This is a genomic window from Ruegeria sp. YTSC192, from assembly GCF_059609705.1.
This window is the reverse complement of the sequence record NZ_JBXWMG010000002.1, coordinates 22,218-35,802: the sequence shown is the minus strand read 5'-3', so window position 1 is coordinate 35,802 and position 13,585 is coordinate 22,218. Positions and strand designations below refer to the sequence as shown.

Genomic DNA, 13,585 nt, shown 5'->3' with positions numbered 1-13,585 from the left:
TCGGCGAAAAATCGCGAGGTGTCGGGGTTTTAGCCTTGAAGAACCCGCGCGACCTGCGGTGCGAAATAGGTCAGGATTCCGTCGCAGCCCGCGCGTTTGAAGGCCAGCAGACTTTCCAGCATCACCTTGTCGCCGTCGATCCATCCGTTCTGAGCCGCCGCCTGGATCATCGCGTATTCGCCCGAGACCTGATAGGCGTATGTGGGCGCACCAAAGGTATCTTTCACGCGGCGGCAGATATCCAGATACGGCATGCCCGGCTTGATCATCACCATATCGGCCCCTTCGGTCAGGTCACGCTCGATCAGGCGCAGGGCCTCGTTCGAATTTCCCGGATCCATCTGGTAGGTCTTCTTGTCTCCGGTCAGGGCGCCGGATGCACCAACCGCATCGCGGAACGGACCGTAAAAGGCGCTGGCATATTTCGCGGCATAGCTGAGGATCATCACGTTGTGATGGCCTGCCGCTTCAAGCGCCGAGCGCATTGCGCCGATCCGACCATCCATCATGTCGGACGGACCGATGATATCGGCCCCGGCCTCGGCCTGTGCGAGCGTCATCTTGACCAGCGCCTCGACGGTTTGGTCATTCACAATCTCGCCATCCACCACATAGCCGTCATGGCCGTTGATGTTGTACGGATCCAGGGCAACATCGGTCATGACCGCGATATCCGGCGCCGCCGCCTTGATCGCGCGGATTGCGCGGTTCGACAGATTGTCGGGGTTCCAGGCCTCGGCGCAATCCTCGGTCTTGAACGACGGGTCGGTGTAGGGAAAGATGCAGATCGCCTGGATTCCAAGGGCTTGTGCCTCGACAGCCGCCTTGGCAATCAGATCAACCGACCGCCGCATCACGCCGGGCATCGAGGGCACCGGCTCTTCAATACCTTCACCATCGCGCACGAAAACCGGCCAGATCAGATCATCGGTGGTCAGCGTATGCTCGCGCACCAGCCCACGGATGGCATCAGACTGACGCGCCCGGCGAAAACGGGTCTGAGGGTAGGGGGCGATGGTTGGTTTCATGGCGTGTTCTCCTTGAACATTGCCGCATTGGGTGGCATGAATTTGCAAGGGGCTCAAGGGCATCAATGGACGCGCCATTGCAACGGAACCCCCTGAGGATTGCGAACAAAGGGCTGAGTTTGGACTGGTACTCTTCGATTTTCGAACTCATCGACATGCGCAGCTTTTCGAATCTATGGTTCTGGATTGTTCTGGCGGTCACTTGGTCTTCGGCCAGTCACTGGACGATGGGTGTGCCCTACGACATGGTGGTCCGCGCCCGCCGAGTGGGTGGCCAGCTTGAGGTCGACCTGCTGGACATCGTGCGCATCAACACCAACCGCATTCTGTACTATGTCGAGGTGTCCGGGATGGTGATGCTGGCAATGGCCTGTTTCGTCTTTACCGCATTGGCGACGCTGGGCTTTTACTATTGGGTCGAGTTCGCGCAGGCCGTGTTCCTGCTGTTGTTTCCTTTGGTGATTGTAACCTTCGTCAACATCTTCCATGCACGCAGGCTGCGGCGGCACGATCTTACGCTGGATCGCGTTGCAAAGACGCTGTCTCGATGCCGCCTGTATACGCAGATCATCGGCATGATCTCGATACTGGTCACTTCGATGTGGGGCATGTATCAGAACCTTTCAATCGGCGTTCTGGGATAGCGAAATCTGAAAGGGTCAGGGATGAAGGCTCCGAACCACGTGACAGTCGGCGGCGCCCCCGAAGGGTATGACGCACAGCTTGTCCTGAACGAGATTGCGCGCTCGGGCGGGCCGGTTTGCCATGTGGCGCGCGATGACAAGCGGCTCGAAGGGATGCGCGCAGCACTTGCGTTCTTCGCCCCGGACATGCCGGTTTTCGTATTCCCCGGCTGGGACTGTCTGCCTTATGACCGGGTTTCGCCCAACGCGGATATTGCCGCGGCGCGGGTAGCGACGCTGGCGGCGCTGGTCCACCAGATGCCCGAGCGTTTCGTCCTGCTGACTACCCTGAACGCCGCCACCCAACGCGTCCCTGCGCGCGAGGTCCTGCGCGAGGCCGCCTTTACCGCCCGCGTTAACCAACGCGTGAATGAAGACGCCTTGCGCAAGTTCCTTGTGCGGATGGGGTTCACCCAAAGCCCCACCGTGATGGAGCCGGGCGACTATGCGATCCGGGGCGGTATCATCGACATCTTCCCGCCGGGCGAATCCGGTCCCGTCCGGCTGGACCTGTTCGGAGACGTTCTGGACGGCGCGCGCCGCTTTGATCCGGTCTCGCAGCGCACCACCGAAAAGCTTGAAATGGTCGAGCTTGCCCCCGTCTCCGAAGTCATTCTGGACGAGGCCGCGATCACCCGGTTCCGCCAGAACTATCGCATCGAATTCGGCGCGGCGGGCACGGATGATCCGCTTTATGAGGCCGTCAGTGCGGGCCGCAAACATCAGGGTATCGAACATTGGCTGCCCTTCTTTCACGAAAAGCTGGAAACCCTGTTCGACTATCTGCCAGAGGCGACGATTTCTCTGGATGATCAGGTCTCACCCGCGCGTCTGGCGCGGTGGGACACGATTGCCGACCAGTATGAGACACGGCGGCTGGCTCTGGAAAACCGTTCGCGGATGGATACGGTCTACAAGCCGACACCGCCGGGTTTGCTCTATCTCGATGACGGGGCATGGGATCAGGCCGTGGGGGATCGGCGGGTGCTGCAATTCAGCCCTCTGCCGCAGGCCAGCGGACCCGGTGTGATCGACGCGGGTGGTCGGATCGGGCGGAACTTTGCCCCCGAACGCCAACAGGAAAGCATCAGCTTGTTCGGTGCATTGGCGGACCACATCAAGGGTAAGCTGGGCAAAGGTCCGGTGCTGATCGCGTCATATTCCGAAGGCGCGCGTGAGCGACTGACCGGCTTGATCGAAGATGAAGGTCTGGCCGAGGCGATCCCGGTCACCGATGGTACGCGTATCGGCAAAAGAGGCCTCCATCTGGCGGTCTGGGCCTTGGAACATGGGTTCGAGACGGCTGACCTGACCGTGATTGCGGAACAGGACGTGCTGGGCGATCGCCTGATCCGTCAGCCCAAAAAACGACGCAAAGCCGAGAACTTTCTGACCGAGACCCAATCCCTAAGCCCCGGCGATCTGGTGGTGCATGTGGATCACGGCATCGGTCGCTACATGGGGATGGAGGTCGTCACAGCCGCCGGTGCGGCCCACGAATGCCTGCTGCTGGAATATGCCGAAGCGGCCAAGCTGTACCTGCCGGTCGAGAATATCGAACTGCTGTCGAAATACGGCCATGACGAGGGGCTGCTGGATCGTCTTGGCGGCGGCGCATGGCAGGCGAAAAAGGCCAAGCTGAAAGAGCGTATCCGCGAGATGGCGGACAAGCTGATCCGCATCGCGGCCGAGCGCGCCCTGCGCAAAGCGCCGGTCATGGACCCGCCGCCCCACGCGTGGGAGGAGTTCAGCGCGCGCTTCCCCTATCAGGAAACCGATGACCAATTGAGGGCCATTTCAGAAGTCATGGAGGACATGCATTCCGGCGCGCCAATGGATCGTCTGATCTGTGGCGATGTGGGATTTGGCAAGACCGAAGTCGCCATGCGCGCGGCTTTTGTCGCGGCCATGTCAGGTGTTCAGGTGGCCGTCGTCGCCCCAACCACATTGCTGGCCCGCCAACACGCGGCGTCGTTCAGGGATCGTTTTCGGGGCTTCCCGCTTGAGGTGCGGCAACTCTCGCGCTTTGTCTCGGCGAAAGAGGCGCAGCAGACCCGCGACGGGCTGGCGCGTGGCACGGTTGATATCGTCGTCGGAACCCATGCCCTGCTTGCAAAAGGCGTGCGGTTCAACAATCTCGGGCTGCTGATCATCGACGAGGAACAGCATTTCGGCGTCGGCCACAAAGAGCGCCTGAAACAGCTGCGCTCGGACATCCACGTCCTGACCCTGACTGCAACGCCGATCCCCCGGACGCTGCAATTGTCCCTAACTGGCGTGCGCGACCTCTCGATCATCGGCACGCCGCCCATCGACCGTCTGGCGATCCGAACCTATGTCAGTGAGTTCGATGCGGTGACGATCCGCGAGGCCCTGCTGCGCGAACACTATCGCGGCGGGCAGAGTTTTTATGTCGTCCCCCGTATCTCGGACCTGCCTGAAATCGAAGAGTTCCTGAAAGAACAATTGCCGGAACTGACCTATGTGGTGGCGCATGGGCAGATGGCAGCGGGTGAACTCGACGACCGCATGAACGCGTTTTACGATGGCAAATATGACGTGCTTCTGGCAACGACAATTGTGGAAAGCGGTCTGGATATCCCAGCGGCCAATACGATGGTGGTGCATCGGGCGGATATGTTCGGCCTGGCGCAACTCTATCAGATCCGAGGTCGGGTTGGGCGTTCAAAAACCCGCGCCTATGCTTACCTTACCACCAAACCGCGCCAGAAACTGACAGCCACTGCTGAGAAGCGCCTGCGGGTTCTGGGGTCACTCGATACGTTGGGGGCCGGGTTCACGCTGGCCAGTCAGGACCTCGACATTCGGGGCGCTGGCAACCTGCTGGGCGAGGAACAATCCGGCCAGATGCGCGATGTGGGGTATGAGCTATACCAGTCGATGCTGGAAGAGGCGATTGCCAAGATCAAGGCCGGTGAGATGGAAGGGCTGTCGGACGCTGATGACCAATGGGCCCCCCAGATCAATCTGGGCGTACCGGTTCTGATCCCCGAGGATTATGTGCCCGACCTCGATGTTCGCCTGGGCCTCTATCGCCGTCTGTCATCGCTCTCGACCAAGGTTGAACTGGAAGGCTTTGCCGCGGAACTGATTGACCGGTTTGGCACCTTGCCGAAAGAGGTGAACACCCTGATGCTGGTCGTCCGCATCAAGGCCATGTGCAAGCGCGCGGGTATTGCGAAACTGGATGGCGGGCCGAAAGGGGCCACGATTCAGTTTCACAATGACAAATTCGCCTCGCCCCAGGGATTGGTCGAGTTCATCCAGAACCAGCGTGGCATGGCGAAAGTCAAAGACAACAAAATCGTTGTGCGGCGCGACTGGAAGAAAGACAGCGACAAGATCAAGGGCGCTTTTGCGATTGCCCGTGACCTTGCAGAAAAAGTTGTGGCTGAAAGAAAAAAGGCCAAGACAAGCGGATAGCAGGGAAGGGGGCGCTGCCCCCGCCGCGGCAAGCCGCGACTCCCCCGAGGTATTTTCGGCCAGATGAAGCAGGGGATCCGGGCTTCATCTGGCTAAAAAATACCTCCGCCGGAGGCATCGCGCGAAGCGCGATTCAGGTCTGCATGGCAGACTGGGCACAGAAACAAGATGCAGCGACCGTGCGGTCGGCCCTGGCCAGCGCCAAATCCAGCCTCTGTTTGATCTGAGGCGTCTCAGCCGTATCGCCGCGCGCCTTGAGGCAATCGTGCAGGCCCTTCAAACTCCAGACATTGTCCGGATGGATCGAGGCGCGGCTGAGGGTTCCTCCAAGGCCCAGATCTTCTCGGTAGACGGCCTCCGCCTCAGTCAGATGGCCTTGTTCGAACAGCAGCGCGCCAAGGGCGTGACGGGTGGGTTGCATCCATCCCCAAGGCTCATCGTAGGGCAAGGTGTCGTCCAACTCGACGGATCGGCGCAGGTGGGCGAAGGCCAGATCGTAGTTCTCTTTGCGATACTCGATCTCACCACGCAGCATTTCGGTCGCGATCTCCAGCAGGTCGATAACGCGGTTGTTGTGCAATCGTCGCGCCTCGGGCACACGGGCTTTGGCTTTGAGGAAAAGCTGCTCCTCGGCTTCGGCGTTGGGCACATCCCCGGTCGCGGCGAAAGCAAGCGCGCGGGCGTAGTGGGTGGTTGCCGTCAGCGTGCGGTACAGGTCAGGGTCGTCGGGTAGCGCCAGCGCTTTTGCCTCCTCCCATCGGCCAAAGCGGATCAGGATGTGAGGTTCCATGGACATGTAGCTTTCAAAGAAATCCGCCATGGGTGGGCTTTCGATGCGCAACATCTCCTCGGGGGTCGTGTCCCAGATACCCTGGTTGGCCCGCAGGGCCGGTTCGATCTGCCCCAGAAACATCGCGCCATAGATGGTGAAATGATAGTCGTGCTGGCGGTAGCCGGTGTAGATGTTGAACGCCCCTTCACGCTCATAGTACTTCAGGTCCGATTCCGAGGCTTTCTGGTTCCAATGCACAACGTTGTGATAGTGGCCGCAGAGGACATCTATATGCGTTGGCATATGCACAAGGTGGCCTGCATCCGGGACCAGAGTGCGCAGAATGTCGCCTGCTTTCAGGGCTTTCTCGGGGGTTGGGGACATCTCCATCAGGTGGACATAAAGGTGCAGAAGGCCGGGGTGAGACATGGCGGCAGGGTCGTTCTGCATGGCCCACTCCAGCGCCTCTTGCGCCTCAAGCGTAGCGGCGCCGTCGGCAGGTTGGCCCGTTGACAGGTCCCACATTTGCCACGGCGTCAGGTTGAGCAGCGCTTCAACATAGATTGTACGCAGATCCAGATGATCTGGCTGAGCCTTGAAGGCTGCGCGCATCGCGTCGGCAAAATCATAGTCCCAATCATGCATGCCCTCGGTGGTGTCGCGCTGCGGGTAGCGGGATGGCAGGGCGTGGATCAGAGCCTTTTCAACGTCGCTACAGCCATCGGCCAGGCTCAGCGCCTTTTGCGTGGCGTCAAAGGCTTTGGTCAGGGCTTTTTGCCGTCCCCGGTCGTCTTGCAAATCCCACGGCAGGTTGTAGTTTGGGCCAGCCGCGTAAGCGACGCCCCAATGCGCCATGGCGCAGTTCGGGTCTTGTTCGGTGGCTTTCTCAAAGCAGGCGACGGCCTCGTCATGGTTGTAGCCATAGGTCCAGGCCAGCCCTCGGTCGAACCAGAGTTGGGCTTCAGCGGATGTTGTGGAAATAGGGCAGGAATAGGTGCCCAGATCGTAGTACTCACTCATAACTGACCCTCCGGCTTGTTGGTCGGGACAGCGTAGCGCGTTTGATCCGGGCTGAAAATCCTCAGGCGGGCAGTCTGTTTTCGATGCGCCCCATGTGGATCATCAGTCCGAATGCCAGGATACACATGGTCAGAATGCCGGTGGTCAAAGGCAGGATCGAGCCGTCGAACAGCAGCCCGACCGGGGCAGCAATGGCCGCGGCCAGCACTGTCGAAACCGAACCGATGACAGAGGCCGCCATTCCGGCGATATGCCCCATCGGCTCCATCGCGATGGCGTTCAGGTTGCCCATGGTTACACCGGCCATGAAGAACACGGTGGTTTGCCAAGCCACGAACAGGCCAAACGATGCGTTGGGAGACAGCGCAAAGGAATTGGCCAGGATGACCAGCGCGGTGATCGCGATCTGCACCCCGAGCGCCCATGTCACCATGCGGCGCATGCCAACGCGCACCACGAGGGCCGCATTCAACACACTGGCCGACCCTGACAGCACTGCGACAAACCCGAACCAGAACGGAAAGCTTTCCGCCCGGTCGTGGATTACGTCATAGACAGGCTGAACCATGGTCAACATGGTAAACAAAATCCCCATGCACAGAGTTTGCACCATGATCGACAGACGCACGGTGGGATGGGCGAACATCTCTTTCGTTGCGGCAACCATTAGAGGCAAGCGGAAGGGGCGACGGTTTTCGACAGCCAGCGACTCGGGCAGGCGGGTTCCCATCCAGACGCAGACGATCAGCGCAAACAGAATGAACGACACAAAGATGCCGCGCCAACCGAACAGGGCGATCACTCCGGCCCCCAACATGGGCGCCACGGCGGGCACAAGCGTGAACAGCAGCATCGCGATCGAAATGATGCGCGCCATGATCCGGCCCGAGTACAAATCGCGGATGACTGCCATGGCCACAACGCGCGGACCTGCGGCACCCAACCCCTGCGCCACACGGGCGGCCAGAACCAGTTCGAGCGAGGAACTGGCCCAGGCCACGGCCGAGGCCGCTATATAAAGCGCGACGCCGCCATAGATGACCGGTTTGCGGCCAAACGCATCCGATAGGGGGCCGGTGAAAAACGTGCCAATCCCCATCCCTAGCACAAAAGACGTCAGGATAAGCTGCGCGCGATTGACATCATCCGGGCTCAGCTGCGCGCCGATCTCGGGCAGGGCGGGCAGCATCGAGTCGATTGAAAAAGCGATGGTCGAGAACATCATTGCGATCAGCGCAATGAACTCTCCACGAGACATGCGGTTGGCCATGGGGACTCCTAACCTGATCGCGCTATCACGGCAGATCAGGTTGCGCCAGACCGGAATTTTGCACAGGCCTTTGTGCTTCTATGCAGGGGAAGCCTCAAGTTGAGACATGATGTCTTCGATCACTTTTTCCCACATTTCAGGGGGCTGTGCGCCCGGAACGGCATGCTGGTTGGCTACGATGTAGGTCGGAACCGAGCTGACACCCATCTGGCGGGAATGGGTGTCGCGGTTGCGGATATCCTCGCGGTCGGCGTCGGATTTGAGCAGTTTCATCACCACTGCCGCGTCCATGCCAGCGCTATCGGCGATGTCAGACAGAACCTCGGGGTCGCCGATATCGCGCGCCTGAACGAAATATGCGTCGAACAGAGCGTCAACGACGGCGTTCTGCTTACCCTCGATCCCGGCCCAGTGGATCAGGCGATGCGCGTCCAGGGTGTTTGGTGTGCGTTTCATCCCCTCGAAGTCAATCTTCAGGCCCGCATTCTCGGCATGTTCAACCACGGGTGCATAGGCGCGCACCGCGCCGTCCTTGCCGCCAAACTTCCGTTCCAGATATTCGCGCCGATCCATGCCTGCATCTGGCATGTCGGGGTTCAGCTGGAACGGGTGCCATTCGATCACAAACGGGTGGTCCGGCAGTTTTGCCAAGGCTTTGTCCAGATGGGTTTTGCCGATGTAGCACCACGGGCAGATCGGATCGGACAGGATATCAAGCTTGACGGTCTGGGTCATCGGTTGGACGCCTTGAAATAGGCCGGCAACGCGCGGCGCAGGAGTTTGCCGTTGCCGCCGGTTGGCAACTCGGGAAGGTGAACGAAGGCACGCGGCTGTTTGTAACGCGCCAGATTGGCTTGGACATAGGCGTGCAGAGCGTCTTCGTCCAGTCTATCGGGGCCAGAGTAGAAGGCCGCTATCACAAATGTGTCCTGTTTGACCTCGACGGCTGCGGCCCCGACCTGGGTGACGCCGGGATAGCGGGACAGGACGGATTCGACCTCAACCGGCGAGACGCGGTAGCCGCCTGCGTTCATCATGTCATCGTCGCGCCCCAGATAGGTGATCTGCCCATCAACGGCCATGGCACCCTGATCGCCGGTCAGAAACCAGTCACTTTGCAGTCGGGCGGCGGCCTCGTCCGGGGCGTTCAGGTAGGTCAGCATCAGGCCGGGATCAGAGCGGTGAATGGCGATGGTCCCCTCGGTCCCTTGCGGCACGGGTCCCTCCGGCCCGAGGATCGCGACGCGACGGCCCGGTTGCGGCTGTCCGAGGGCATCCCCGCGCGCAGGATGGGTCGGGCTGGACGAGATGAAGGTCGAACACTCGGACATGCCGAACGCTTCGTAAAGCTCCGTTTCGGTGGCCGTTTCCCACTGGGTATGCAGGGCGCGAGACAACTTTTCCCCCGCGCATAGGCCGTGGCGCAGTTCGGGCAGCTCGATCCGATCCGTACCGGACAGCATCTTGCGATACACTCCGGGTGCTGCGGCAAAGATCGTCGCGCGGTTTTGGCGCAGCATTTGCGGCAATTGCGACATATCGGTGCCGGGTTCGGGGATCAGGGCCGAAGCTCCGATCGTCCATGGATCCATTAGCCCGGTGCCCAGCGTATAGGTCCAGTTGAATGCACCCGCATGGCACAGGCGGTCCTGTTCGGTCAGACCATACCAGCCGTCGACCATCATCTGACGCGCCCAGATTGCGCGATGAGCGTGGGCGACTGCGCGGGGCGTGCCCGAGGTGCCAGAGGTATAGACCACATAGGCCAGACGCTCGGGGTCGCCCATGTCGAACTGCACGGGTGGCAGATCATGCATGGCGATCAGGGCGTCTAAATAAATCTGATGGGGGTGCTGGGCGCAAGCAACCGAGGGGTCGCGCAAGATGGCGGCTGGCGAAAGCTCCGCTATGATCCGCGCGGTTTCCGGCTCGGTCAGTTGCGATGACGTCGGAACGGGCACGATGCCGACAGCGATGGCCCCAAGATAGGCGATTGGAAACTCGACGGTGTTTCCAAGACGCATCAGAACGATGTCCCCGGGGTGTAGTCCGGCCTGCAACAGGCCCTGACCCGTTCCCAGAACGGCGGCTTTCAATGCGCGATAACTCCAGTCTTCGGACCCGTTCTGACGCAACACGGACAGGGCGGTTTTATCAGCCAACTCGTCCGCCTTGCGCAGCACATGAGCAGCCAGATTGAACGGGGTCGGGCAGGGCGTCGGTGGCCCCTGATCGAAGATGGACAGCATGGCATCTGGCTAACCCGGCCCATGGCGCGTTGCAAGCGCGGCTTGTGCGCCCTATAGACAGGGGCATGAGTACCCAAGATCCCAAATCCCTGATCCGCATTGCCCGCGACGCAGGCGACCACGCAGAACCCGAGCCTTTGGACCTGGGTGTCCGCGTGCGTGAATTGCGTAAAGCGCGGAACTGGACGCTGGAGCAGGCGGCCTCACAGGCGGGGCTGGCACGGTCTACTCTCAGCAAGATCGAAAACGGTCAGATGTCGCCCACTTATGATGCGCTGAAAAAGCTGGCCATCGGGTTGGAGATATCAGTGCCGCAGCTTTTCACTCCGCCGCAGCGCGAACAGGTGATTGGCCGCATGGCAGTAACACGTTCAGGTGAGGGGGCTGCGCATGCCACCGCCACTTATGAGCATGAGCTGCTGGCCGAAACCCTGACCAAAAAGCAAATGCTACCCTATCGTGCCCGCGTCCGCGCCCGTTCGATGGATGAGTTCGAAGGCTGGGTGCGCCATGACGGGGAGGAGTTCATGTATGTCCTGACCGGCGTCGTGCGTCTTTACACCGAATTCTATGAACCGGTTGAGATGCGCCGCGGCGACAGCGCCTATTACGACGGCAGCATGGGGCATAATGTGATTTCGGTCAGCGACGAGGATGCGACCATCCTCTGGGTGACATCACTCGCTTAGGATCAGTTCAATTCGCGGTTCAAGGACTCGGTGAATAGAAAATCTTCGACTTCTTCGCGGGCTTCATTGACGGTCAGATGATGGCGTTCGGCCAGATAGGCCTCGAACTGTTTGCGATCCTTGCCAACACGGGGCATGTCCTGTTCCCGCAGGTTGGGAAATCGGCGTTTCGCGCGGGCGTAGCACGCGTTCCAGTCTTGTGTCAGATCGGTCCAGTTCAGCATCTACGAGCTTTCCTTCTTCGGGTTTCAGGACGGCTCTCCCCTATGAATAGGGTACGGAGGAGTTAACGCTGTGCAAGACATGACAAAATGTCGCACCCTTGACCAGGTCGAAATTATGCCAATCAGAGTCAGGTTTGCGCGGCGGGGCTGGCGTAAATGCCGTTCAAACGTCCAAATATAGGGGCATTTTGCGCAATGAACGCATGATTTTGTTGGCCGCAGAATGTGCCAGTTTTTGCCGATCACCACGTGCAAAAGGCGTCAGGTCCGGTGCGTCACACCCTATGCGCGTGGTTCTAGTCGGCGTACCACCAGACCTCGGGCATGTATTGCGGGCCATCACCATAGATCGGCAGCGTTTCGGGGTATTTCAGGGCGCTGACATGAGCGATGCGACCGACATCGAAGCTCCAGATCGGGATCACGTATCGGCCCGCTGTCAGAACCCGGTCAAGCGCGCGGGTTGCGGCCTCGAAATCCTCGCGACTTTCCGAGGCCAGCATGGCGTCGATCAGACCGTCCACAGCCGGCGAGGCGACGCCCATCAGGTTGCGCGTGCCCACCGCATCGGCGGATTCGCTGCCCCAATACAGGCGCTGTTCATTGCCGGGTGACAAGGACAGGGCGCGGCGGAAGGGTGTCATATCGAAATCCAGCTCAGACACCCGCCCGGTATATTGCGCATTGTCGACACGCTCGGTCGTGACCTGAATGCCCAGTCGTTCCAGCGCACGCGTGTAGATCTCGACCGCGGTCTGCATCTCACCATCGCCCTGTTGCAGCAGAACGTTGATCTGGAACGGCTCACCCGCCGCATTGCGCAGCACGCCGTCCTGAATGGTCCAACCTGCCTCGGCCAGCAGTTTTGCTGCCTTGCGCAGGTTCGAACGATTGCGGGCCGAACCGTCGCCTTCGGGTGGGGTATAGCCTTCGAGCGTGCCGGGGATCAGGTCTGCACTATAGGGCGCCAACAGGTCCGCAACGCGGCCTGTTGCCGGTCCCGGTTGCATCGCCAGATCCGAACCCGAGAAATAGGATGAAATCCGCGACTGCGCGCCGCCGGTGATCGTGTCGTTGATGAATTCAAAATTGAAGGCCAGCATCAGGGCTTCGCGCACGCGCCAGTCGTCGAACGGAGCTTTGCGGGTATTCATCACCAGCCCGGTCATGCCCGAGGGCTTGCCATGGGGGATCTCGGTCTTGATCACATCGCCGCGCTGAACGGCGGGGAAACTGTACTGCGTGTCCCATTTATCGGCGTTGAACTCACGCACGGCCGAAAGCTCTCCGGCTTTGAAGGCTTCGAACAGAACGGTGGCGTCGCCGTAGAATTCGATCCGGATGTCATCGAAATTCATCGTGCCACGGCGAAACGGAACATCAGCGCCCCAATAGTCCGGATTTCGACGCAGGTTCACATAGCGTCCGGCCTCATAGTCTTCGACCACATAAGGTCCGCTGCCAACGGGAACATCGTGCAGCTGCGCGTCGGCAAAATCCTTCCCTTCCCATTGGGCTTTCTGAAGGATTGGGCGCAGGCCTACGATCAACGCAAGTTCGCGGTCAGCCCCGTTAAAGCTGATCCGGACCGAGCGCGGACCGGTCTGTTCGATACTGTCGATCTTGGACCAGAGACCGCGATAGCGCAGATGCCCTTCGGTCCCGAGGGTCTGAAAAGACCAGATCACATCGTCAACCGTGACCGGGGTGCCGTCGGAGAATCGGGCCGCGTCCCGGAGGGTAAATTCCACCCAAGAGCGGTCTGGCGCAGTCTCAACCGATTCGGCTAACAGCCCGTAAAGAGTGAAAGGTTCGTCCCAGGACCGGCCCATCAGGCTCTCGTGGGTCCAAAATCTTAACTGCCACGGAGGGGTGCCTTTTTGCACAAACGGGTTCAAACTGTTAAAGCCGCCGGTATTTCCGAAAACGACTTTGCCGCCTTTGGGTGCCTCTGGGTTCGCATAGGGTAGAGACACAAAATCCGGTGGTAGGGCCGGGTCCCCATACATAGCTATGCCATGAGTCGATTCTGCTTGCGCCAGGGTGGACGCAAATAGCAGGGCGATTCCCGCTGCCAAACCTCGAAGCGGGCGTGTAAAATCCGGGCTCATTTTGGAAACAATCCTGCTCTGGCCTTATTTTGTTGGGATTCATCGTAGCGATGATTTTTCTTGTTTTCAAACTTTTAGCTTGGACGAAAGCGCAG

General features: G+C 60.1%; 10 protein-coding genes. 3 read left to right on the top strand and 7 right to left on the bottom strand.

The window, feature by feature from the left end:
- Positions 1-29: 29 nt before the first annotated feature.
- Complete coding sequence (gene hemB / locus AC2FD8_RS03390; RefSeq protein WP_496854037.1) at positions 30-1,028, bottom strand: porphobilinogen synthase; 999 nt, start codon at positions 1,026-1,028, stop codon at positions 30-32.
- A gap of 119 nt (positions 1,029-1,147) precedes the next feature.
- On the opposite strand from hemB, the gene AC2FD8_RS03385 reads away from it, so the two are divergent.
- Together AC2FD8_RS03385 and mfd are read left to right on the top strand one after the other, a co-directional pair.
- A complete protein-coding gene (locus AC2FD8_RS03385; RefSeq protein ID WP_496854036.1) occupies positions 1,148-1,672 on the top strand; it encodes a component of SufBCD complex in 525 nt (174 codons plus the stop codon).
- 21 nt (positions 1,673-1,693) lie between these two features.
- Positions 1,694-5,155 carry a transcription-repair coupling factor gene (gene mfd, locus AC2FD8_RS03380; protein WP_496854035.1) on the top strand — a complete coding sequence of 1,154 codons (3,462 nt, stop codon included), beginning with the start codon at positions 1,694-1,696 and terminating at the stop codon, positions 5,153-5,155.
- Between the two features lie 133 nt (positions 5,156-5,288).
- Here the strand turns inward: mfd and AC2FD8_RS03375 are convergent, their stop codons facing one another.
- The 4 genes from AC2FD8_RS03375 to AC2FD8_RS03360 form a co-directional block, all read right to left on the bottom strand.
- A complete protein-coding gene (locus AC2FD8_RS03375; RefSeq protein ID WP_496854034.1) occupies positions 5,289-6,947 on the bottom strand; it encodes a tetratricopeptide repeat protein in 1,659 nt (552 codons plus the stop codon).
- Positions 6,948-7,008: 61 nt separating this feature from the next.
- Positions 7,009-8,217: a multidrug effflux MFS transporter gene (locus AC2FD8_RS03370; protein WP_496854033.1), complete on the bottom strand. Its 1,209-nt coding sequence runs from the start codon at positions 8,215-8,217 to the stop codon at positions 7,009-7,011.
- A 78-nt stretch (positions 8,218-8,295) separates the two neighbouring features.
- The gene (locus AC2FD8_RS03365) at positions 8,296-8,952 is read right to left on the bottom strand and encodes a DsbA family oxidoreductase (RefSeq protein ID WP_496854032.1); all 657 of its coding nucleotides are present in this window, start codon (positions 8,950-8,952) and stop codon (positions 8,296-8,298) included.
- The gene (locus AC2FD8_RS03360; RefSeq protein WP_496854031.1) at positions 8,949-10,466 is read right to left on the bottom strand and encodes a class I adenylate-forming enzyme family protein; all 1,518 of its coding nucleotides are present in this window, start codon (positions 10,464-10,466) and stop codon (positions 8,949-8,951) included. Before AC2FD8_RS03360 ends, AC2FD8_RS03365 begins: the two co-directional genes overlap by 4 nt.
- Before the next feature lie 65 nt (positions 10,467-10,531).
- On the opposite strand from AC2FD8_RS03360, the gene AC2FD8_RS03355 reads away from it, so the two are divergent.
- On the top strand, positions 10,532-11,155 hold the full coding sequence (locus AC2FD8_RS03355; protein WP_496854030.1) for a helix-turn-helix domain-containing protein: 624 nt from the start codon (positions 10,532-10,534) through the stop codon (positions 11,153-11,155).
- Between the two features lie 2 nt (positions 11,156-11,157).
- Here AC2FD8_RS03355 and AC2FD8_RS03350 read toward each other — a convergent pair whose 3' ends face one another.
- Together AC2FD8_RS03350 and AC2FD8_RS03345 are read right to left on the bottom strand one after the other, a co-directional pair.
- Complete coding sequence (locus AC2FD8_RS03350) at positions 11,158-11,379, bottom strand: hypothetical protein (protein ID WP_496854029.1); 222 nt, start codon at positions 11,377-11,379, stop codon at positions 11,158-11,160.
- A gap of 296 nt (positions 11,380-11,675) precedes the next feature.
- Positions 11,676-13,490 (bottom strand): extracellular solute-binding protein, encoded by a 1,815-nt coding sequence (locus AC2FD8_RS03345; RefSeq protein ID WP_496854028.1) that lies wholly within the window; start codon positions 13,488-13,490, stop codon positions 11,676-11,678.
- Positions 13,491-13,585: the final 95 nt, after the last annotated feature.